At 49.1% G+C, this 22,407-nt stretch carries 16 protein-coding genes; 7 read left to right on the top strand and 9 right to left on the bottom strand.

From position 1 onward, the window contains the following. Positions 1–710: 710 nt before the first annotated feature. The 3 genes from HMPREF0658_RS07890 to HMPREF0658_RS07900 are packed head-to-tail and all read left to right on the top strand — an operon-like array spanning position 711 to position 4,492. A complete protein-coding gene (locus HMPREF0658_RS07890) occupies positions 711–2,552 on the top strand; it encodes a hypothetical protein (RefSeq protein ID WP_006949965.1) in 1,842 nt (613 codons plus the stop codon). A gap of 4 nt (positions 2,553–2,556) precedes the next feature. Next, a complete protein-coding gene (locus HMPREF0658_RS07895) occupies positions 2,557–3,039 on the top strand; it encodes a T9SS type A sorting domain-containing protein (protein WP_006949966.1) in 483 nt (160 codons plus the stop codon). A 16-nt stretch (positions 3,040–3,055) separates the two neighbouring features. Then, complete coding sequence (locus tag HMPREF0658_RS07900) at positions 3,056–4,492, top strand: fibronectin type III domain-containing protein (protein ID WP_006949967.1); 1,437 nt, start codon at positions 3,056–3,058, stop codon at positions 4,490–4,492. Between the two features lie 127 nt (positions 4,493–4,619). Here HMPREF0658_RS07900 and HMPREF0658_RS07905 read toward each other — a convergent pair whose 3' ends face one another. Then, positions 4,620–5,579: a phosphatase PAP2 family protein gene (locus tag HMPREF0658_RS07905; protein ID WP_139047744.1), complete on the bottom strand. Its 960-nt coding sequence runs from the start codon at positions 5,577–5,579 to the stop codon at positions 4,620–4,622. After that, positions 5,576–6,571: an NAD-dependent epimerase/dehydratase family protein gene (locus HMPREF0658_RS07910; protein WP_006949969.1), complete on the bottom strand. Its 996-nt coding sequence runs from the start codon at positions 6,569–6,571 to the stop codon at positions 5,576–5,578. Before HMPREF0658_RS07910 ends, HMPREF0658_RS07905 begins: the two co-directional genes overlap by 4 nt. A 771-nt stretch (positions 6,572–7,342) precedes the next feature. On the opposite strand from HMPREF0658_RS07910, the gene HMPREF0658_RS07915 reads away from it, so the two are divergent. Continuing rightward, positions 7,343–8,746 carry a C1 family peptidase gene (locus HMPREF0658_RS07915; protein ID WP_006949972.1) on the top strand — a complete coding sequence of 468 codons (1,404 nt, stop codon included), beginning with the start codon at positions 7,343–7,345 and terminating at the stop codon, positions 8,744–8,746. Between the two features lie 67 nt (positions 8,747–8,813). On the opposite strand, the gene HMPREF0658_RS07920 is transcribed toward HMPREF0658_RS07915, so the two are convergent. From HMPREF0658_RS07920 to HMPREF0658_RS07940, 6 genes are all read right to left on the bottom strand, one after another. Beyond that, positions 8,814–9,827, bottom strand: a complete 1,014-nt coding sequence (locus HMPREF0658_RS07920; RefSeq protein WP_006949974.1) for an iron ABC transporter permease — start codon at positions 9,825–9,827, stop codon at positions 8,814–8,816. Then, the gene (locus HMPREF0658_RS07925) at positions 9,824–10,939 is read right to left on the bottom strand and encodes an ABC transporter substrate-binding protein (protein ID WP_006949976.1); all 1,116 of its coding nucleotides are present in this window, start codon (positions 10,937–10,939) and stop codon (positions 9,824–9,826) included. The genes HMPREF0658_RS07920 and HMPREF0658_RS07925 overlap by 4 nt, the downstream gene beginning before the upstream one ends. A 108-nt stretch (positions 10,940–11,047) precedes the next feature. Continuing rightward, on the bottom strand, positions 11,048–14,485 hold the full coding sequence (locus tag HMPREF0658_RS07930; protein ID WP_024990939.1) for a DEAD/DEAH box helicase: 3,438 nt from the start codon (positions 14,483–14,485) through the stop codon (positions 11,048–11,050). A 325-nt stretch (positions 14,486–14,810) separates the two neighbouring features. Then, positions 14,811–14,912, bottom strand: coding sequence for a smalltalk protein (locus tag HMPREF0658_RS11540; RefSeq protein ID WP_154645751.1), 102 nt, complete (start codon positions 14,910–14,912; stop codon positions 14,811–14,813). Between the two features lie 54 nt (positions 14,913–14,966). Continuing rightward, positions 14,967–15,416 carry an HU family DNA-binding protein gene (locus HMPREF0658_RS07935; protein WP_006949981.1) on the bottom strand — a complete coding sequence of 150 codons (450 nt, stop codon included), beginning with the start codon at positions 15,414–15,416 and terminating at the stop codon, positions 14,967–14,969. 254 nt (positions 15,417–15,670) lie between these two features. Beyond that, the gene (locus HMPREF0658_RS07940; protein ID WP_006949983.1) at positions 15,671–16,123 is read right to left on the bottom strand and encodes a D-Ala-D-Ala carboxypeptidase family metallohydrolase; all 453 of its coding nucleotides are present in this window, start codon (positions 16,121–16,123) and stop codon (positions 15,671–15,673) included. A gap of 314 nt (positions 16,124–16,437) precedes the next feature. On the opposite strand from HMPREF0658_RS07940, the gene HMPREF0658_RS07945 reads away from it, so the two are divergent. After that, positions 16,438–17,391 (top strand): LicD family protein, encoded by a 954-nt coding sequence (locus tag HMPREF0658_RS07945; RefSeq protein ID WP_006949987.1) that lies wholly within the window; start codon positions 16,438–16,440, stop codon positions 17,389–17,391. Between the two features lie 44 nt (positions 17,392–17,435). After that, positions 17,436–18,542, top strand: a complete 1,107-nt coding sequence (locus tag HMPREF0658_RS07950) for a glycosyltransferase family 4 protein (protein ID WP_006949988.1) — start codon at positions 17,436–17,438, stop codon at positions 18,540–18,542. Here HMPREF0658_RS07950 and HMPREF0658_RS07955 read toward each other — a convergent pair. Next, positions 18,515–19,690: a glycosyltransferase family 4 protein gene (locus tag HMPREF0658_RS07955; protein ID WP_006949990.1), complete on the bottom strand. Its 1,176-nt coding sequence runs from the start codon at positions 19,688–19,690 to the stop codon at positions 18,515–18,517. The genes HMPREF0658_RS07950 and HMPREF0658_RS07955 overlap by 28 nt on opposite strands. A gap of 448 nt (positions 19,691–20,138) precedes the next feature. Here HMPREF0658_RS07955 and porE point away from each other — a divergent pair, with 448 nt between their 5' ends. Beyond that, positions 20,139–22,208, top strand: coding sequence for a PorE family type IX secretion system protein (gene porE / locus HMPREF0658_RS07960; protein ID WP_006949995.1), 2,070 nt, complete (start codon positions 20,139–20,141; stop codon positions 22,206–22,208). Positions 22,209–22,407 lie beyond the last annotated feature (199 nt).

The following is a 22,407-nucleotide window of genomic DNA, read 5'->3' on the forward strand; positions in this document are numbered from 1 at the left end:
ACGTGAGTTTGGTATAAAGGCCGTTTGCTGCGAGAAAGGTTGCCGACCTTGTCATGTACAAATCGTATCTGTGCCAGGTACAAACGCCATTTGTACCATGTACAGATACTGACTTATGAATTATAACTTTACGACCCCGAAACGTTACCATCTCGTATTTTTCACTCATAAATACTGAAAAGCTATCACAAAAACCGGGTGAAAAGTTACGGATTCAAGCCACCGGAAAATCATAAATTACGTGAGTTCGGGATAAGGCTATCGGACAGTAAACCCTGACGGAGCTTACCCGCATCCCCGAGGAGAGAGGACACCGAAGAGCAAAGTAGCCGCACGCTTGGAGGTAGAATGATAAAAAAATACCAGAGTGCGGCACTCTGAAGATTAAAAGTTAAAAGAAGTATAGGAGTACGGCACTCTGAAGCATAAACGTAAAAATACGTGAGTTCGGAATAGGGTTGCCGGACTGTCGCCTCTTTGGGGCAATTAGATAAGATTCTCTTATCCCGAACTCGCGTATAAATTGGAAAGTTTTGAATATTCCACTCTCATTCTTTCACAGGCCGGATTGCTCCATATATTGAAAATATTTCTCTCAAAGGCATGAACTATTCAGATTTTATTTATATATTTGCTGCATCGCTCAAAGTGTTGCAATTGTTTTGCAATTGCAACACTAAGGAAAGAAAATACACAAGAAACCTAACATCATGAAACAAAAGTACTTATTTTTGCTCACCCTTATGGTGATGATTGCCCCATTACAGGCAAAAGCTTTCAACATTACTTTGAATGTTGATGATGCTTCTAAGATTACAGTTTATTTGGGTTCATCCCGTCAAACATTATCAAATGGCGATAATGTGCTTGATGTTAAAACAGGTGATCGGCTTTCCATCTCGTCGAATACCGGTTTTGTTATCAAATCGGTGATGAATGGTAGTACCTCGGAGATTGCCCATCCGGTTACAAGTTTCGCATTCAACCTGAATGAAGCCACACACGCGGATGCGAAGTGGAGTATCACAACTTGCCCGCTCGACGAAGCTCGCACGGCAGTGTGTAAGGTGACAGTGGATGATGCATCGAAGGTAACGCTCGGAATGTCGGGAACATATACCACTTATTCTCTCGTGAATGGGGAGAACAGCGTGAAATTCGTTCCGGAGCTGGAGTCCCCATTCGCTATTTCATCAAAAGAACACTCCGTTCCTTTGTATAGCGTGAAGAAGAACTCCACGCCTGTATCTGCCGCATATGGCACATATAGAGTTGCTGTGGTGAATGGCGACGAAATTGAAATCAAGGCCAACTACCCGGACAAAGATTGTAGCGTTAAATTCAATCTTAGCGAAAAGGCTGAAGGCTTTATCACTAAGGTTTCGGTGAATGGCACTGAAGTGAAAAACTACTTGAACGACCATTTCACGGTAAAGGCCGGTGCGACGGTCGTAATAGAAGGTAATACGAATGGCTATGCATTGGAGTCGTTCAAGGTGAACGGAGCTGATGTAAGTTTCTATGGTAGCTATAGCTTCATGGTGATCGGAAAGACTACAGTAGATATTGTAGCCCGTAAATATGGTAATCTAAAGGCCGTTATCAATATCGACGACGCATCACACGTAACCGTATATAAGGGCTATTCTTATTATGGAAATAAGGTGAAGGTGACAAGTGGTCAAAACACCATTGAGGTGCCGGAGACTACACCTATTATCGCGATTGCTGCAAACAGTGGATACACGCTTGTAAGCGTAAGCGATGGGACGACGGATTTCGTGAAGCGTGATGGTAACAGTGAAGTAAATGTGAACGTGAAAGACAACATGAATGTTACGGTAACAACGAAAGAGTTGGTTCGCGATAAGAATGTTATGGTCTATATGGATGACACAACAGTGCCTTCTTATATTCGCTTTATGCGAAAGGATTACACCAAGATAGACATGGCAACGGGCTATAATCCGGTGGCATTCTATGACGGCGACCTGCCTTTCAGCGCATCATTCTATGGTACAACAACCCTGAATGTGTATAAGAACGAGCAACTCGTGTCGCCAACTTCTGGAGGAGGTTCATCTTATACGCTAAATGTAGAAGATAAAGACGTAGTGAAATTCTTCTTCACAAAAACTCCTATTCAGGTGAAAACCTATATTCATGTGAAGGGCAATGCCGACAATCTGGTTGTAATGAAAGACCGAATCAATGTAGTTTCAGATTTCAGTACCCCTCTCTTAACTCTTGAGGATACGGAACTATCATTCAGCACGGGCGGGAAATCAAAGATTAAATCGTTCACATACGGCACAAAAGCTGTTAAACCAGAGGCAGATGGTACTTATAAGGTAATCCTTACAAGTGATAACGATATCAAGGTAGAAGTGGATGTGACGTCGGGCATCGAAAACGTGAAGGCTTCGGATAATGATGCGAACAGCATTTATACTATCGATGGAGTATTGATAATGAAAAATGCCACACCCAGCCAAATCGAGGGTCTGGCAAAGGGCATCTATGTCATCAATGGTAAGAAAGTAATACGTTAGTAAAATGAGGAATATAGTAAAATTATTTGCGGGATTAGCTGTGTGCAGCTTCTCTTTGGCTGCACATGCAGCCTCGCCGGACGATACGCAGATGTGTGTTGTCTCAAAAGATGGAAATACGAAGACTTTCAATCTTCGCGATTTAAAGAAAATCGTATTTCACGAGTCTGAATTAAGTATTGTTGATCGCAATGACAAAGAAAACAAGGCTGAGTATTCCAAGCTGCGTAAGCTATGGTTCCTTCTGAAGCCTACCGATGTTTCAAGTGTCACTACTAAGCGTCTCTTCGTGTCATATCGTGATGAAGCGATTTATGTAGACGGATGGACAGAGGAAAATGCCGACGTAGCCATTTATGATGTAGGCGGCAGCTTGTGTACTACGCTCAAGGCATGGAATGGAGGAAAGATAAATGTAAGCCACCTGCCTAAGGGTATGTATATTCTGAAAATCAAGAGTTATTCAATGAAGTTTATCGTAAAATAAAAAAATCAAATAAGATATGAAAACACGTTTTTATGTAATCGCACTTATCGCATTGTTTTTGTGTAATATAACAGTATCAGCACAAAAGCGGAATCCCAACAGAATGGTCTTCCATAAAGACAATCGTGTTATCAAGACCTACTCTGTGGAAGAGGTAGATGATATCACTTTCGAATATGTAGAAAATAAGGAAGTGGGAATCTCTGTAGTGAATGTAGAAAGCAATAGCTGCAAGGTGAGCTTTACCATGCCCGACAATTGTTCTTCTTATTATGTGGGGGTGATACCAGCCGATTCTAAAGAGGATTTTACACAATATGTTCAGACGCATAACTCTGCTAAATTTACCGAGAGCAAGGAATATACGTTTGAGAATCTGAAGGCGGGCGTAGAGTATTATATCTTGGCGTTGCCTATTGATAAATATGGATTGTCAACAATACTTTCAAAGCAGAAGGTGAAGACCGTTTCAAATGAATATAAGAATAGAGCGTCCACATTCTTCGATGTGGATTATTGGGCAGATGCATTTATGAACGGCTACCAGAATTTCGTTATCCGTCTGGGCGATTGCCCACACGATGGTGTGTATCCAAAAGGTAACGGACGGCTCTATCATTTCAGTATATACTGCAAGACGGCAGATGGCACAATCAATCCTATGCCTCAGCCCGGAACCTATTCATATTACACGGGAGACACCCCTATAGACATGTGTATGGACGATGATGAAAGTATGTTGACTGAATATTACGAATACGAGTCCGACAAAAACTATAAGAATAAGGATGTGAAGTATAATGATGCCACTCTGACGATAACGAAGAATGGTGACGGAACTTATACTGTAAAAGCTCTGATACAACAGGCAGATGGTGAGCTTGTCGCTCTCACATATACAGGAAATTTTGCTTATAGAGACAAGTCATTTAAGGGCTATACAGGTCCAAACCTTGACAGGGACATAGCGTTCACTTGCGATCATGCCTCTCCATACGACTTGGATGGTATATGTTTTGAAATTATGGATGGCGGCGATCCTTATGCAGAGGGAGCCTCATGGTATAAGCGCAATCGTGTGATGATTTTCATGTCTGATGATGGTCATGGTATGCCACGCGTTGGCACATTCCCCGTAACAGAGGATGGTTCAAACGGAACCGTGCGTAAGGGCTGCTATAAGAACTTTGGCGGTGGCGCAAAAGGGTCTGACGGTACACGCTATGAATACGTAGAAAGTCCTATAGATGAGTCTACATTCGGCTTCGTAGAGAGTGGCTCCATTACAATCAGTAAGGATACCGCAACAGGGAATTACACGATTTCTACGGATTTCATTACAGATAAAGGTAAGTCTATCAAGGCTACATACACAGGGCCATTCAAGAGCAACGGAAAGACACCTGCCGGCAAACAGCGGGTTGCACGTTTGCAGCCGGTTCTCGGCAAGTAATTCGTTAGGTACAGACTTTTTATAATAAAGTTTGATATAACAAAATAAAAAGAATCTCATCCTACAGCGCAAGTGATGAATGATAGTCACATCGTCGTGTAGGATGAGATTCTTTTTGCGTATATATTCATGCCCATCGCTTTCCGGCTTTCATCATCGAGAAGTAGAGTGTGAGGCCGGTGAGCCATCCGCCCAGCACGTCGATAGCGTAGTGGGCATAGATGTAAACGGTGGAGAGACAGAGCAACACGTAGAATGGGATGAGGCAGATAAAGAGGCGACGGTTGCGGCTGTGCCATGCCAACAGCATGACAATGGTGCTCACGCCGACATGACTGCTTGGGAAGGCTGCGGTGGGACGCTCGCCGGCTTCGTGGGCGCTCTCTACCATCTGGTAGAAGAATCCGTCGGTGTACCCCGGGCTAACCATGCGGTAGCTGTGGTTATAGAAATAGTCGTGAAGATTGGGGAAGATGCCCCGTGCAATCTCATTGAAGCCCACCGCCGGATAGTAATACTGCGGACCGGTAACGGGAATGAGCACATAGAGGGAGTAGTAGATGAAGAACGAACCGATGAGCACGAAGGAGGCGCGTCGGAAATCGTCGTATCGAAAGAGGAAGTAGAAGAGTACCACGAGTACCATCATGGGAAAGTAAGAGGCGTAGCCCATGTCCATCAGTTCGCTGACCACGGGATGTGAGAATGTGGAATGGAAGAGCAACGCCGGCTGGCATCCGAAGAGAGACTGCTCCCATGTGGCGAACAGGTGGTCGAGGTTGGGGAGCAGGCGGTTGATTTCATAGGTATCGGGATACCACCACGCGAGTAGCGCCATTTGTCCTGCGACTCGTGCCAAGAGGGTCATTCTGCAAGGATACATTCTGTACACAGCCCACAGTCCTGCGGTCATTGCTGCAATGCGCACTCGTCCCCATATCATGGAGTCGGGGTTTTGCAGTTTGGTATAAGCAAAGAGGATAATGAGGAGTGTGAACACCCAATATCCTGCCATGGGCCATTCGAGGCCGAGCAGTCCTTTGCGGGGTTTTGCTTCGGGCTTGAAGTATTGCCAGAGTTTGTTCATAGCCATCCGTTTTGTCGATACCACGCGATGGTTTCTTTCACGCCGCGTGCCAAATCGTATTGGGGTCGGTAGTCCAGCTCGCGGCAGGCCGGCGTGATGTCGCATCGCCAGTTGCGTTGCTTCATGATGTGGTATTTATCGTTGTTCAATGCCGTCACTTTGCCGCGCAGTCTGCCGATGTATTCGCCGAAGAGGGTGACGAGGCGCAGCACCGCGATGGGGGCTTTGATGCGCAGGAGCCATGGGTTGCCCAGCTCTTGGCGGATGAGGTCGCTGAAGGTGCGCGAGGCGTATATGTGGCCATCGCTCAGGAAGTATTTGCTGCCGGCATGGCCTTTCTCCAAGGCGAGGAACACGGCCTGCACTACATCGCTTACGTAGACAAACGTGAGTACCTGCGGCCGATAGCCCACGGCGAAGTCGGTATGCCCTTTGATGCTGCGTGCCATGAGGAAATAGTCGTGTTCGCGCGGTCCGTATACGCCCGTGGGGCGCAGCGTTACGCAGGGAAGTCGGTCGCCAAGGCTGTCCAGATAGTTCTCGCCGGATAGTTTGCTGCGTCCGTAGGCCGTATTGGGACGGGGGATGTCGTCGGCCGTGATGTCGGTGTACGGTTGTTGTTCGCGGATAGGTCCGAACACGCTGAGGCTACTGATATAGACGAATTTCTTTAGGTTTTTATGGGTTTCCATCAAAGCCTCCGCCAAGTGGATGGTGCCCTCGGTATTGGTCTTGTAGAAGTCGTGTTCATGCAGACATTTCGTTGCACCGGCGGCATGCACCACATAGTCGAAGCATTGCCCCTCGAGTGCGGTTTTTAACTTGCCTGCGTCCGAGAGGTCAAGCTCAAGGAAGTGGATTCGCCTGTCTGTGAGATAGGCGCGCGAGCTGCTCCGCCTGATTCCCGCCCATACTTCCATGCCTTCTTTCAGCGCATGCTCCACGATGAAGCTGCCTATGAAACCGCTGGCTCCTGTTATCAATATTTTCATGTTTCAGGGTTTTGTTTTTGCTAAGAAATGCTGCAAAGATAAGCCTTTCCGTTGAATTATCGGCCGGAAATCCCGTCTTTATGGGGAAGCGATGTCGGACAGAAGTCCCACGGAGGGCGAGAAATCGGCCATGCCGGTAGTGCACGGCGATGAAAACATTGGGGAGTGCCGCCGGCGAGAAGTCGGGAGCTGCCGGCGAAGCAAAAAAACAGTAGCAATGCGAAGAGAAGAGGAAACGAGAGACCAAAATCTCTCACGAAAAGCACTTCCGGCTCTTATTTTCTGTCATCCGCAGTGGCCGATGACAGTTTTTAGTTTCTTTTCTGTCATCGGAATATCCCGATGATAATTTTTAGTTTCTTTTTTATCATCGGAACATCCCGATGATAATTTTTAGTTTTTTTCTGTCATTGGAACATCCCGATGATAATTTTTTGTTTCTTTTCTGTCATCGGAACATTCCGATGATAGTTTTTCGCGTTCTGACCGCTCTGCGCTTGGGCATTTTGGGGCTTAAATGCTTCGCCACGTGCGTTCATGCACAGGATATTCGGCAGACCCCCCCCGACAGCATTTCAATGGTGGGCGTTTGCGATGAGCCTCCGCTTTGAACGAGGAAGAATAAGCCCGCTTAATAGGCAGGCCGGTTTGTGCATGTCCGATAAAAACCTTATCTTTGCATCCGGTGGGCGACAGGCGGCTCTATGGCAACAACCGCTTCGTGCACCATCCTGTTTGCCGATTTACTAACACTATTAACACAATACAACAATGAACAAAAAACTATTGATTGCGGGCGTATGCCTCGCTATGGCAGGCTTCGTGTGTGCCCAGACCAAACGTGGAGGCATCTCGCCGCAGATGCTGAGTGAAATTCAAAAGAGCGTGGCCAACGGCACGGCCGACAAGGCACTATTCAATGCCATGGCTTCCAATTCCATCGACAACTTAGCCCGAAACCATGCTAACAGCGGTGCGGTAGACGGTTACTTCAGCGTGGAGACGAAGAAGCAGAACATCCAAGACCAAAAGAGCAGCGGACGTTGCTGGATGTTCTCGGGAATGAACGTGCTGCGGTCTGACTTCGCGTTGCGCACCGATTCGCTCACGTTGGAATATTCGCACGTTTATCTGGCTTTCTGGGACCAGCTGGAGAAGGCAAACCTCTTCTTGCAAGGCGTTATCGAGACGGCAAAGAAGCCGATAGACGACCCCAAGGTGCGCTTCTTCTTCAAGGCTCCGCTGAACGACGGCGGCACTTTCTGCGGTATCATCGACTTGGCCGATAAGTATGGGTTGGTGCCGAAAGAGGCGATGCCGGAAACTTATTCGGCCGAAAACACGTCGCGCATGTCGCGTCTCATCTCGTCGAAGTTGCGCGAATACGGACTGCAACTGCGTCGCATGGTAGGCGAAGGTCGCAAGGCCGATGCGATCAATGCCGAGAAGACCAAAATGCTGTCTACCGTCTATCGCATGTTGGCACTCTCGTTGGGCGAGCCCGTAAAGACATTCAGCTACGCCTTTAAAAACAAAGACGGCAAAGCCGTTACACCGCTGAAGACGTATACGCCGCAATCGTTCTTCAAAGAAACAGTGGGCGAATCGCTCGACGGTCGCTACATCATGCTGATGAACGACCCGCGCCGTCCTTATTACAAGACTTACGAAATAGAATACGATCGCCATACCTATGACGGACACAACTGGAAATACCTGAACCTGCCGATGGATGAGGTGGCCGAAGTGGCTGTGGCTTCGCTAAAGGCCGGACACAAGATGTACAGTTCTTACGACGTGGGTAAACAACTCGACCGTACCCGCGGCTATTCCGACCTCGACAACTACGACTACGGCACGCTCTTCGGCGTAAAGTTCGGCATGAATAAGGCCGAGCGCATAGATACCTACGACAGCGGAAGCACCCATGCCATGACGTTGACAGCCGTAGATTTGGATGCCAACGGAAAGCCCGTGAAGTGGAAAGTGGAGAACAGTTGGGGAGCTACCAACGGACACAACGGCTGTATCGTCATGACCGGACGGTGGTTCAATGAATACATGTTCCGCTTGGTGGTCGACACGCGGTTTGTGTCTGAGAAGATTCGAACAATGGCTGAGCAGAAACCAACGATGCTCACGCAAGACGACCCGCTCTTCTCTCTTGACGACTGACCTCGCACAAAAAGAAACAGACGCTTACTCTCACGCAAGAGGGTAAGCGTCTTCTTTTTGCCATGATTTATGAACGGTTCTTGGCAATGACATAGATAATGACAGGTGCTCCTAAGATGGGAGTAACGGCATTGAGAGGAATCATGCCGAGGTCGCCGGGCAAATAGCAGATGGCATTGCAGAGAAGCGCCACCACGGCACCTAATAACAAGGTGGCAGGAAGCAGTTGTCGGTGGTTGTCGGTGGTGAGCAACAGTCGCGCCACCTGCGGAACAGCCAAACCGATAAAGGCCACCGGTCCGCAGAAAGCCGTGGTAACAGCGGTAAGAAGTCCCGTTACGATAAGCAGACGGTTGCGCACCCGCACGATGTTTACACCTAAATTCTCTGCGTATTGCTCTCCCAATAGCAAGGCATTCAAAGGTTTTATAAGCAGAAGAGAACCCAAGAGCCCCAACAGCGTTACACCGGCAAACACCGGCATCTGTGTCATCGTAACACCGCCGAAGTTTCCCATGCCCCACACGAGATAACTCTTTACTCCCTCTTCGGTAGCGAAGAAGTTGAGAAGAGAGATACAAGAGTTGGAGAGATAACCTATCATGATGCCTATAATGAGCAACATCACATTGTTTTTCACCAGCGTAGAGAACACGAAAATAATGCCTGTTACCGCCATTGCCCCTGCAAATGCAGCTAACAAAACGGCAATGAATCCCGTAAAACTAACCGAAGAAACCGTGATACTGCCACCCATCAGCAACATGACAAGGGCTACGCCTAAGCCTGCTCCTCCGTTAATACCGAAGATGGAAGGACCTGCCAACGGATTCTTAAACGCCGTTTGCAACATCAGTCCGCTCACTGCAAGGGCGGCTCCGGTAAGTATAGCGGTGATGGATTGCGGCAATCTCGATTCCAGCACAATGTAGCGCCAACTCTCTTTTTGGCCTCCCGTGCCGAAAAGGATGTCGACAATATCGACAATGGGTATGCGAACAGAACCTACAACAAGGTTTACCGCAAAAAGAACGACGATAGCCAGTGTGAAAAGAAGGCAGTAGCGATGTCCCTTGTTCATGGTAACAGGCTGTAGTATCTTAGTTTCACGGGTTTCAAATCGGGGTGAACAATGTGTATGATGTCGCGTAACAGATAGTCGGGGCGGAACGGTGCTTCCTCGAAATACGGGATACGGGAGGTATTACAGCCGTAAATCTGCTTCATTTTAAAGGCTTTCATACGTGTGTAACCTTCGAATTCGGCTGATAGTTCCTTGTAATTGGCAGGATGGTCGTTGTATTTATAGAGCCATACGTCTGCCTCTCCGGCTTTGTCGAGCACTGTTTCAAAAGGTAGCGAAAGGCTTCCGCTCTGCTTCACATCTGCAAAGGCATAACGTGCGCCGGCATCTTTCAGCAGGCGCCCGGGCACGCTTTGTCCGCCCGGCACATACCATACGGCACCCATCTTGCGTTCGGTAATCACCGAACGGCTCACTTTCGACTTCGCTGCCTCTGCTTTCAACGCTTTGTAATTGGCATCTACCACGGCGAAAAGACTGTCGGCCTGTTGCTCGCGACCTGTCAATAAGCCGTAAAACTTCATCCATTCAGCACGTCCGAGGGCAGAGGTTTCCATATAGTCGGCGCATTCCACAATGGGGATATTCACTTCTTCAAGGCGTCCGTAACCGCCGCTGTTCTCGAAAGGAGACACCAGCAAGACATCGGGTTTGATGTCTATGATGCGTTCTACGTCGGCCTGCATGCTGTTCCCGCAGTCGGCGATGCGCCCTGTTGCTGCCATTTTGCGTATCCAAGGCAGGTTGATATAACCTAAATCGCATACTCCTTTGATAGCGTTTTGTGCTCCAAGCATCATGAAAAGGCTGCAATGTACGCTTGTGAAGACCACCGACGAGCGGATAGGAGTTCTGATAACGGTACCTTGGGGTAGCTTTTCGGGTAGCTCACCCTCACGGGGTACGAGCACATATGTATGCAATGTGCGGCCTTTCTTCCATGGGTCTACCAATGTTGCCACAGTATAGCCGTCGTATTTCACGAGGTTCAGATGTTCTGCGTATTTCAGTTTCAGGGTATCTCCCTGCTCGGTTCCGCGTCGATGGCTACCTGTACAGGAAACGATGAGTATACTAAGGAATAACAGAAAGATAGATTTTGTTTTCATAACTCTGTGTTGAAGATATAATAAGATGGAATTACCGTTGCAAAAATACGGTAAAATACGGAGACGGCAAAATATCTTCTGCCTTTTTGCTGCCGTGCTTCCGTAGTTCTAAAGTCTATGGGAATTAGCGGAACAGATGTCTACCGCAGACATTGATGTTACAAATCCTCCCCGTTGACGAATGTGCTGGATAAGTTGGCGGAAAAGGGTGTTGGCAGAAAGGACGGAAAGGCAACCCGTAAGAATCAATTGTTTACGGGCACGAGTGAGGGCGACGTTCAGTTTCCTGTCGACGATACGCCCGTTTTCCACGAAGCAATTGCCTGTAAGGAAATCAAGCTGGTAGCGATGGGTGACAGTGAATGAATAGATGATGACATCGCGTTGGCTGCCTTGATAGCGTTCTACCGTGTCGATGGTTATCTCATTGAGCGACTCGATACCGAGCCTTTCAATGCCTCGCCGTATCATAGCAATCTGGTTACGGTAGGGCACAATGATACCAACCGTACGTGTTGGGTCGAACGCATCACCGTAGAAACGATGCAGGCGACGTAATAAATCGCAGACAATAGCGGCCTCTTGTGGGTTCACTTTGTCGGAAATGTTCGGCGAATCGCTCGGCGATGAGGGAAGAAAGAGCATGCGTTGCGTCTTCAGCAGCTTGTCAAGAGCATCTTGTGCAGGCAGCCGGTAGCCAAGTTCCGGTTCTGTTTGATGCGCACAGGGCACCGGTATCAAAGCCTCTTCGGCATAGAAAAAACGCACGGGAAAGTCCGCAATATCGGGATGCATGCGTCCTTGTCGGTGCAAAATACCGACAAAAGCGTTGCGGCCGGCTCGCCGTTCGAGGCGTAAAAGACGCTCAAAGAGCGACTCACGGCAATCTTCAAGGCCGATACGATGCAGTTGCACATCGTTCACCACTGTGTCGGCAGGATTCTGTTGCACCACAGCGGGCAATTGCTTGTGGTCTCCCACGAGGATGAAACGTGCAATATCGGGCAGAGCGTCTGATCCCCGATGAGAGGCCAGCAGACCTATCAGTCCGGGTTCGGGTATCTGTCCGGCCTCATCTACAATGGCCAGTGAGAATCTTTTCAGGTCGAAGAGGAACGGACGGGATTGCAGTGTAGAGGTCGTGCCCACGATGATGGGGGTGGACAGCAGTCGTTCGCGCACTGCCGAGCGTTGCGGACAGTCGTCCACAGCTTGCCGCAGGAGGTACGGAAGGAAACGTTGGTCGCAGGTGTAGGCATTGCCCAACCGAATAAAAGGAAGATGAGTATCGGCCAGCATGCCGCAAATCTCGTCCACTGCACGGTTGGTATAAGCTGTCAGTAGGATAGAGGCATCCGTACCGTCTGTGGCCAATTCCTCTTTCACGAGATATTGCAAAGCCATGGAAGTCTTTCCTGTGCCCGGCGGACCGACCAGCAAGAAATAGTCTTTCGCTTGTTTGGCACGGTGCAACACATCGTCATAATGAGGATGATAGCTTCGTGAGAGCTTGGCCGTTGCATCACATTGCGGCGGTCGCTGTCCAAGTAGTAGCGCTTTGCGTTCCGTCGGCGAGGTGACGAACTCATGCAGACCGCGTACTGCACTGTTCGCTGTGGCATCGCTGCCGCTATGTTCGATAGCGAAAACCTTCCCCCCCTTGCTCACTTCATCCAGTAGATGGGGATTTTGGAGCCCGTCGTTGAGATGGACGACAAGGCGTTCGGTCGCGATGCTCTCCAACACACCGCGGAAGAGAATGGCCTGTCTGACATCGGGTTCGCTGTCTTTGGGATAGGCATAGAGATAAACCATATCTCCCGTTCGGAAGTTGGGCAGGAAGTCTTCGCCCTGTTCGGGCACGGCGAGTGCAATGGTATCGTAGCCGCTGTAGCTGGTGCTGCATGTCCGTTCAATGACAGTCAACCCCATATAGATGTTTCCCGTCTCTTTTTTCACAGAGAGTGGCATCGTCCAGAGGTCAGCGGTGCTGTTGCCCATACCCTCCTGTGCGCCGACTTTCGACAAGAGTTGTTCGCGTGTAACGAAAGTCATCATGCGGCAGAAGTAGGCGCGTTCGAGCGATGAAAGATGCCGGAGCGGTTCGGTGACGGCAGCGATTTGCGGATATTGATAGCGCGTGAAGAGCGTGTCGGCACGTCTTCTTTCGTTCAGCGTCTCGGGTGTGAGACTATCCAAGATAGATTCGAATCCGTTGCGGGCAATGGCATATTCGTTGGCCACGAGTGCGTTGCGGAAGCGGATGGCCTCGTGGAAGAGCTTGCGGTAATAGCTGACGACCACTAAACCGCTGGGCAGCGGATAGCGAGAATAAAGGAGTCGGATGTCTGATTGACGCCCCGAAAGATGGAAGTTCTGCCGGAGCATGCCACTATAGAGCAGCAACTGCACGTAGTGGTCTTCTTTCTGAAAACTGCCGAAAGCGTTGGGGCGTTGGCGTTCGATGGCATAGTTTCTTCCCGATTTCTGTTCCACGAGCAGGCGAAAGTCGGTCGTCATCAGGTCTACACGTCCCTGAATGCCGAGCCGTTCGCAAACGAATGAGGGTTCAAGAATGGCTTTCCGGCGGTCATATTGATTGAAGAGTTCGTCTACTATCTGTCGAATGTTGGCGGCCTGTCTGGCCGCAGCTTGTCGGAAATCTTCCCGTTCGTTGAGGTCTTCGCAAGCGGTGTATTCGAGTGCTTTCTCTTTGAAACTGTTGCGAAAGGTCTGTTGCCAATCGTAGTCCGTTGCGTCGTTCACCATGTCGTCGAGTGCGCTGCCGGCGAAATGTCCGAGAAGAATGGCTTGCGTGTTGGCAATTGGCATCATCCGGTTCACCCAATAGGCCAGCGGATGATGTCCGTATTCCGTGAAACAGCGGGCGATGGTACTGATGTCTACGAGGTAGTCGGGTTCCACCACGATGAGTGCCGGCACGACGATGTCTCCTTTAGCGCATTCGCAGTCGAGCAGATTGAGTTGCATCCCCTCGTGAAGTAGGTCATGCAGGTAGGCGAAAGTCTCGTCGGAAGTGTCGATTCGTATTGCGGTCTGTTGTCCGTCGCGGTCAGCTATGGCGCAGATAGTTTCTGCGTCCCATGTCTGCACGATGCAGCGAATGCAGCGGATGTCGGTTTTGCGATGGGTTTTCTCCCAGTGATAGACCGCCGGCAATCGTCCCACCAGCAGCGATGGGATGTGCACCCCAAAGACGGCTGATACAAAGACGGCTGCTGCGCGCACATCGCTCAACAGTTCTTCGCGCGAGAGCAGGGCGGAACGATTGGAATCGCGCCGCATCTTCTGAATGGCAGCCATGTCTTCCGGTGCCACATGGTGCCGTTTGCAAAGGAAATCTACTTGCGAGAACAGGTTGCCGAAGCCCGTATGCGTCTCTTTCGTTCCTTCATGGCAAGCAGCTGCCAACACCTCGTGCAGGACGCTGTTGGCGTGAGGCTGCTCGGTATCTGTTGGTTTGGTAAGGGTGGAAAGACGGTCGAACAGTTCGTCGGCACTGACGGGATTCTCGGAAAGATACATGTTGCAAAGGTACGAAAAAAATGTGAATGACTTTCCCATCCCTCCGTCTCTCCCTCTCCCATCAGTCGTATCGCCCGCTAAAGACATAGGTAATGAATAATGAACGTTTACTTACAAAAAAATCCCCTCTCCCTGCTTTCTCGCTGTCGAAGCCCGAATCATGTCAATGACATTTTCTTACGGTCTTTTTGCGGGAAAGGAAGAGAGAGAGGCTCAATGAGTATTCACTCAGCTCAACCATACGCTGCAACTGATAATCACTATCAGCGAGGCAATCAGAACCACAATTCGCAGCAAGATAATTACCTCTTCACAGCGTTTCTTATCAATCTTCATTCTTGTCTGGCCTCGCACTGATAACGCCCAAAATGGCAGTAGCTACGGCGATGATAGTCTTGATAATCGTTTTCCATACAGATGTTTTCATGGTTTTTTCTCCTTTCTTGGTTTAACATAATTGATGACGATTGTTGTCTTTCCTTTAATGTCCGGGTTTCGGTGTCTTTTGTGCAATAACGGTATTCTTAGCCGTTTCCTGCACTTTAGCACCGCTTAGGAAGACGATGGCACGCGTGTGGTTCTTTCGGTCTATCTTTACCTCCGGCTGGAAGTTTACACGCATACCCACGATATGCTTGTTCGGAGAGAACTGTGCGACGCTTTCCGCCGGTCTCGACCTCAGACCTAATTTAAACGAACCTAAGCCGTCTATCTTGACACGCATGGATTGCTGCAATTGGTCTTGCATGACTTCCACGAGTTCGGACAGTACCGCGAGTATGTCCGATTTCTTAACTGTGCAGTTACGCTGCATGATTGTAGCCAGAGTGTTGAGGTTGATTGTCCCGTTGTGTATCGCACGGGCATACCATTTGTTTTTGTTGGGAGAATGCTGACGCTTCTCCTGATACAGCTTATATAAGATTGCCATATCGGTCTCCTTTCTTTTTTAAAGTGAATAAATAATGATGATACAATACAGTTCAAACGGATTCGGCATTCGGAGCATCTTTGCAATCTACGGACTGCAGTGCGAGTATGAACCGGTATTAACTCTTTTATCCTGATACAGATGTCGTCGGTTTGTTCCGTTATTCCTTTTTAAGGTGTGCTCTGTTGTGTTTTCTTCACATAAGAGCAGTGTTTTCTGTGTCTCGGCAGGTGTTTTTCACGGTCTTTATGCAGTCATGCCGCCCTGTAAAAGACCACGGCTTGCATCCTTGCGCTTTGCTTGCCGGCTTTGAAAGATACGTGTAGCCAGCAGGCACCGTTTGTCATGGAATGCTCAAAGAGCAGTTGGTCAAATCGACAATGGGTTTTGATGAAATCATACATCTTCCGCCCCACCTCTTGATTAGAGACATGTATGTCGGCGGCCTCTCCCCGCAGATGTTGCGAATACTTGTCGCCACCGATGGCCTTGTTCAGCTCTTTGCACCTGAAACCGCTTGTTATCCTGATGACACCAAACCTTCGTCGCAAAGGTTCCAATACGTTTTCGCAAAGCAGTCTCATCCTTTCAATGTCGGCCTCAGTGGGATGGTTGTCGATTCGCAACCTGATGGCCGTACCCGAGCGTACCATTTCTTGTAATGAAAAATGCTCGGTCAGCATTTGTTGTTTTCTTTTGTTTTTCATGTGTTTTGTTTTTTTGTGTTCATGGCAGATATACTGTCATCCTGTTTACATGTGCAAAGATATAATATCTGTAGACCTTTGTCAAGGATTATATGTATAAAGAACTGTATAAACATATGTATAAGCTCAGGAAAACCATGCTTTCTCACTATATATAATAAGGTGTATTGAGGCATAGAGACAGATGCACGCTATCAACCCCAATCGGTCATAAGACCGCTTATTTACCCTTTTGGGTTAAAAAGGGGCGCAATGGGCATTTTTCTGACAAATATGTTTAACTTTGCAACCATGAGAACCTAAAACGAAACGATATGGCTTTGAATATGGATGGCGAGTACAGAGACGGTTATTACGTGTCGGCCGAGATGAAAAAGATCTGGAAAGTTGAGCTGGATTTGTTGCACGAATTTCTTGATTTCTGCCAGCGTAACGGCTTAAAGTGTTGGGCGGATGGCGGCACACTCTTGGGAGCAGTGCGTCATCAGGGCTTTATTCCATGGGACGACGACATAGACCTCTGCATGCTTCGTGAGGATTACGACCGTATGAACCGTATAGGCAACAGCGATTTTCATGCCCCTTATTTCCTGCAAACAGCCTATACGGACGTTGATTACTTCCGCGGACACGCTCAATTCCGCAACACCAACACCACGGGCATTCGTCCGTCAGACTCTTTCCAACCGTTTAACCAAGGTATCTTCATCGATATTTTCGTGCTCGACGGCGTGCCAGAAGACCCTGAAACACGGCAACGGGTGGCAAAAAACCATAAGAAACGGCTGAAACTGCTCAAGGCAAAAAACATGAATATACTGTATTCCGGCCGTCTGTTCCAAATCTTTCGTAAACTCAAAGCCCGCTATCTGGTGCACAAACACGGATGGGCAACCCTCTACGGACAGGCAGAAGACATTGTGAGGGCACAGCCGGCCAATGCCAGCAAAGAAGTGGCGGAAATCACGTTTAGCGGCTATCGCCATGTCATGTCCCGCAGTTTGTTTGATGAAACGGTGTGGTTGGATTTTGAAGACATGAAGATTCCTGCCCCGAAATGTTATGACGAATACCTGAAAGGTGAGATTGGCGATGACTATATGACCCCCCGCATGGTGCCGAATCTGCATGGCGAAGTTGTGTTCGATACCGAACGGAGCTACACGGAGTGGCTACCTGAGGTGAGAAAGAAGTATAAGCGCTATCTTCTAAGACGGCTATTGAAGAAAGTGGGCTTGGCCAAAGTATCGGAATCCCAATATCCATAACCCGCCTCTGCCCTTTTCCCTGTTATTGAAAAACCGAAGAAAACATGGAGCGAGAAAAGCGAATAGCCGTCTATCTGTATGACATTGCCAAGCCTTATGTGGGTCTCGGCGAGTTTGAGCACAACATTGCCTTGCGTATCGGAGCACGGGCAGCCGCCCTGAAAGCTGACTATGGCGTGACGGTCTGTTTCCTCGTGCCCCCGGGTAAGAAAGGTTTCTATGGCACCGACGTGGAATACATCACGCTTTGGAAGTGGCGTTATCATTTGCTGAACTGTCCGTTGCCGGCGTTTATCAAACGTTTTTTCTTCCCCCGAGCAGACCTCGTACACTGGACGCAGCAACTGCCCAGACTGCGCACATGCCTTTCCCGCTACACGTTTGTGACCATACACGACGTGAATTTCTTTCATAACGGCATACCGAAAAGCAAGATAGAGCAGAAAAGGAAGCGGATACAACGCACACTGAACCATGCCACACACCTCTCTTTTATTTCCCATTTCACACAAGAAGATGTGAAAAAACATTTCGATATCCATGTACCGGCACGCGTAATTCTCAACGGTGTGACCGACCAGACGCAGCTTCCGCAGGAGAAAGTGGAAGGCATTCCCGACCGATATTTCCTTTGTGTGTCGGGGTTGGACAACAAGAAAAACGTGCATCTCTTGGTGGAGATGATGCGATATCTGCCCAACGAGTTCCTTGTAGTGGCCGGACGCGGCAGCACCGCTTACACCCAATACTTGTATCGCTTAGTTGAACGCTATCGATTGACCAATATTCGTTTCGTGGGATGTGTGGATTCAGGAAGAAAAGCCTTTCTTTACAAGGGCTGCAAGGCGTTTCTCTTTCCCTCAAGAAGCGAGGGTTTCGGTCTGCCTGTTGCCGAAGCAATGACCTTCGGCAAACCTTGTTTCATCTCGTCGCTCACCTCGTTGCCGGAGATAGGAGGCGATGCTGCCTATTATTTCACAGAGTTGAACCCCCGCAGCATGGCCGCTGACGTGATGGAAGGCATGAAAGATTATGAAAATGACCCAGAGGCAAAGCGTCGCCACATCCTTGCCCATGTGCGGAAGTTTGATTGGGACAAGGCCGCCTCTGCTTATATTGATTTTTATCTCGAGATATTGGGCTGTCGATAGTCGTGCTCTCCGACCGTCGGCCGCAACTTTTCATACACCGCTTTTATCTGTCGGGCAACGTCGGCATTCTCAAATCGCCTCACGTAATCTCTGCTGCGTGCAATACGCTCTTCGCGTCCCGCGCTGCCTTTGAGCAGTTGTCCGATGGCAGCGGCTAAGCCGTTGGCATCGTCTGGGTCAACGTAGAGGCAATCGGGGCCACCTGCCTCTTCTAAGCAAGACCCCGTACAGGCTGCAACAGGCAGGCCGCTCTGTATGGCTTCGATAATCGGAATGCCAAACCCCTCATAGCGCGAAGGATAGACAAAGGCCTCCGCCATTTGGTAAATGCAGGGTAACTCTTCGTCGGCAAGCCCGTGAATCATCCTTACGCGTTCGGAAAGTCCGTGTTTCGAGGCGTATTTCAGCACCCGTTGTGCATAGTTCGTACTCCGTCCGACGACGACCAGCGACACATCGGCGGGGAGCTTCTCCAGCGCCATGACTGCCTGAAGCACGTTTTTCCGCTCTTCTATTGTGCCTACATTCAAAACATATCGCGACGGCAGATGATACTTCCGGCGCACAGCCGAGAGGCTTTCATCGTTGGCCGGTTCGCCGAAACGCAGGCCGCAGCTCTGATACACCACATCGATACGTTCTTCGGGAAAGTCGGAAAAGGCTAAGATGTCGCGTTTGGTACACTCGCTGATGGCAATGATACGGTCGGCTTCGCGGCATGTTCGTCTGAATTTATGGGCGTAAATCATGACATCTATGCGGTTGTAATATTCGGGATGACGCAGGAAAATCAAGTCGTGGATGGTAGCGACACTGCGTATATCCGCCCGCCGAAGTCCGCTCGGAAGTTCTCCCGACAGGCCATGAAAGAGGTCGATGCCGTCGTTCACCAGCTCTTTCACAATGCCCCGTGTGCGCCAATAGTCCTTTTGCAGCCGCCAATGCAGGTGTTCGGCGAATATCATCTGCACGTTTTCGCGCATCTGTATCTGGTTTCTCAGCTCTTCGCGGCCGCGGTCTGGTGCATAGAGATACAAGTTGAGCTCGGGTTCGGAGGCAGAGAGTGCATTGATGAGTGTGCGCCCGTAGCTGCCCAATCCTGTGCCATTGCGCACGATTCGCTTGGCATCATAGCCGATTTTCATCATTTTTCTTCGGTTGATATGTCTGCAAAGATACGAAAATAAGTAGGTGTTTACAATGAATGGGTGATAGATTTATAAATCTGAATGAGCCATGAGACGGCTCCATCTACCCTTTTCTATGGATGACATATTATCATTGCATGAAGTGTTAGGCAAACACTGAAACAGTGCATGCTACAGTCCTGTAGCGAAAGAGCATAGCTTTGAGCGTGTCATACCATAGCTCTCACACGCTTAAAGCATAGTTTTGAGCGTGTCAAAGGTATGCTTTTAAAAACGAATCTCTATTTGTTTGTATTTCAATAGTTTACGAATAGCTCCTCTCTCCCGTTCTTTTCTTGTAGAAACCGCTGTGCAACGAATGCGATGCCTGTGTGGGGTAAGATGGGTTAAATAAAGGGAGCAAGGAAATAAACGGCCGTTTTTTGCGTTGTAAGGATAAAGTTTAAAGATGATGCGCAGCAAGGAATTTCTTTTATCAGGACTACTTACGATATTTCTGCTCTGTGGTTGCGGCCCCGAGCAAGACATAAAACGCGGGGAAAAAGCTTTTTCTTTAGGTGAATACCATGAAGCATCCGTGAGATTCAAACAGGCCTATACGCGACTGCCTGCAAAGGAACGGGGGCGACGGGCACAGGTGGCGTTGCGAATGGCGCAGAGCTACGAGAAACTAAATGCTGCCCAGCGGGCAGTAGCCGCTTATCGAAACGCCATAAGATATGGGCACCGAGACATCGACACGCGTGTCGCCTTAGGCGCACAACTCCTGAAAAGCGGCGATTACAAAGCTGCTGCCACCGAGTTTAAAGCCGTGCTCGATTCGGTGCCCGGCCATGTGGCGGCACGCATCGGACTACAGTCGGCTACGATAGCACCTCAGCTCAAACAAGAAGGTTCGCGTTATATCGTGAAACGGATGGACGTGTTTAACTCGCAGCGGGCAGACTTTTCGCCCGTATTGGCAGGCGATTCATACGACCGTCTCTACTTTACATCCACACGGAAAGAGGCACTCGGCACAGAGGTCAGCGACATTACAGGCATGAAAGCAGGCGATATCTTTGTATCGGAAAAGAACGACCGAGGGGTGTGGATGAAGCCACATGCCGTGGAAGGGTCGCTGAATACCGAGTACGACGAAGGCTCCTGCGCCTTTACCCCCGACGGACGGGAGATGTATCTCACGCAATGTACGTCAGACCCCGTAGCTCCGCGCTATGCGAAGATTGCTGTTTCAACCCGTGCAGATGCCTCTTGGGGCAAAGCGACGATAGCCGAAATCACACGCGACACACTTTCCCTTTATGCTCATCCGGCCATCTCGCCCGATGGTCAGTGGCTCTATTTCACATCGAACATGCCCGGTGGAAAGGGCGGACTTGACCTTTGGCGCATCCGCATCACATCGGCTGGCTTCGGCGGGGTAGAGAATCTCGGCGAACCCATCAACACTGCGGGCAATGAAGAGTTTCCTACGTTTCGTCCCAACGGTGACCTCTATTTCTCATCGGATGGCTTTCCCGGGATGGGAGGGCTCGATATCTATGTGGCAAAGATAAAAGACAACCGTCGATGGCATGTGGAACATCCGGGCTATCCACTCAATTCGCAGGGCGATGACTTCGGTATGACGTTTGAAGGACTGCACAACCGTGGTTTCTTTTCTTCCAATCGAGGCGATGCAAGAGGATGGGATCACATCTATTCGTTTGAGAATCCCGAAATCATACAGACGGTGAAAGGATGGGTTTACGAACAGGAAGGCTACGAACTGACGGCTGCACAAGTGTATATGGTTGGCAACGATGGTACGAATCTCAAGCTGAACGTGAAAGGAGATGGGTCGTTCCAACAGGAGGTAACTGCCGGTGTAGACTATGTTTTCATGGCCACCTGCAAGGGGTTCCTCAACCATCAAGAGACGCTGCGTGTGCCTGCAGCAGAGAAGTCGGAAGAGTATGTGCTTCAGTTCCCCCTCGCTTCCATCACGGCACCCGTACTGATAGACAATATCTTCTATGATTTCAATCGCGCTACACTGCGTCCCGAATCGACCGCGGCACTCGATGAACTGGTGAAACTCTTGCAGGAAAATCCGCATGTGACCATCGAGTTGCGGGCACATTGCGATTACCGAGGGTCGGATATATATAATAAGGTGTTATCGCAACGTAGGGCGGAGGCGGTAACGGCTTACCTCGTGGCACACGGCATCGCAAAAGACAGGCTCTCGCCCGTGGGTTACGGCAAGGAACGCCCTAAGATAATACGGCGCAAACTCACAGAACGCTATCCGTGGATGAAAGAGGGCGACGTGTTGTCGGAAAGCTATATCAAGCGGTTGGATGCCTCGCGGCAGGACGTATGCAACCAACTAAACCGGCGAACGGAGTTCATCGTGCTGCGTACTACTTATGGGTTGTTCGACAAAGACGGTCGGTTGAAGCAGCAACCGGCAAGCGAGTCGCCCCACAAAGATGTTCCGCAAAATACCGAAATGGAAATTGTTGTGGAATAATACCTCATCGCAATTCATTGAATAGTTGATAATCATCCTCTCAAAAGCATGGGAATCAATGGTTTAAAGGATGAGTACAGACCGAATAGAAATGGTTTCCGTGATTTTTTTAAGGTTGAATTGATTTTTCCTTTAAAAAGATTTGGAGGTTAGAAAAAATAGTTCTACCTTTGCACTCGCTTTTGGAAAAATGTTTCCT

Source organism: Hoylesella marshii DSM 16973 = JCM 13450 (genome assembly GCF_000146675.1).
Lineage (GTDB): Bacteria > Bacteroidota > Bacteroidia > Bacteroidales > Bacteroidaceae > Prevotella > Prevotella marshii.

What these genes read in the sequence shown, in the direction of transcription:
- HMPREF0658_RS07890 (WP_006949965.1), top strand. Translation starts at nt 711, where the DNA reads ATGAAACAAAAGTACTTATTTTTGCTCACCCTTATGGTGATGATTGCC.
- HMPREF0658_RS07895 (WP_006949966.1), top strand. Translation starts at nt 2,557, where the DNA reads ATGAGGAATATAGTAAAATTATTTGCGGGATTAGCTGTGTGCAGCTTC.
- HMPREF0658_RS07900 (WP_006949967.1), top strand. Translation starts at nt 3,056, where the DNA reads ATGAAAACACGTTTTTATGTAATCGCACTTATCGCATTGTTTTTGTGT.
- HMPREF0658_RS07905 (WP_139047744.1), bottom strand. Translation starts at nt 5,579, where the DNA reads ATGAACAAACTCTGGCAATACTTCAAGCCCGAAGCAAAACCCCGCAAA.
- HMPREF0658_RS07910 (WP_006949969.1), bottom strand. Translation starts at nt 6,571, where the DNA reads ATGAAAATATTGATAACAGGAGCCAGCGGTTTCATAGGCAGCTTCATC.
- HMPREF0658_RS07915 (WP_006949972.1), top strand. Translation starts at nt 7,343, where the DNA reads ATGAACAAAAAACTATTGATTGCGGGCGTATGCCTCGCTATGGCAGGC.
- HMPREF0658_RS07920 (WP_006949974.1), bottom strand. Translation starts at nt 9,827, where the DNA reads ATGAACAAGGGACATCGCTACTGCCTTCTTTTCACACTGGCTATCGTC.
- HMPREF0658_RS07925 (WP_006949976.1), bottom strand. Translation starts at nt 10,939, where the DNA reads ATGAAAACAAAATCTATCTTTCTGTTATTCCTTAGTATACTCATCGTT.
- HMPREF0658_RS07930 (WP_024990939.1), bottom strand. Translation starts at nt 14,485, where the DNA reads ATGTATCTTTCCGAGAATCCCGTCAGTGCCGACGAACTGTTCGACCGT.
- HMPREF0658_RS11540 (WP_154645751.1), bottom strand. Translation starts at nt 14,912, where the DNA reads ATGAAAACATCTGTATGGAAAACGATTATCAAGACTATCATCGCCGTA.
- HMPREF0658_RS07935 (WP_006949981.1), bottom strand. Translation starts at nt 15,416, where the DNA reads ATGGCAATCTTATATAAGCTGTATCAGGAGAAGCGTCAGCATTCTCCC.
- HMPREF0658_RS07940 (WP_006949983.1), bottom strand. Translation starts at nt 16,123, where the DNA reads ATGAAAAACAAAAGAAAACAACAAATGCTGACCGAGCATTTTTCATTA.
- HMPREF0658_RS07945 (WP_006949987.1), top strand. Translation starts at nt 16,438, where the DNA reads ATGGCTTTGAATATGGATGGCGAGTACAGAGACGGTTATTACGTGTCG.
- HMPREF0658_RS07950 (WP_006949988.1), top strand. Translation starts at nt 17,436, where the DNA reads ATGGAGCGAGAAAAGCGAATAGCCGTCTATCTGTATGACATTGCCAAG.
- HMPREF0658_RS07955 (WP_006949990.1), bottom strand. Translation starts at nt 19,690, where the DNA reads ATGATGAAAATCGGCTATGATGCCAAGCGAATCGTGCGCAATGGCACA.
- porE (WP_006949995.1), top strand. Translation starts at nt 20,139, where the DNA reads ATGATGCGCAGCAAGGAATTTCTTTTATCAGGACTACTTACGATATTT.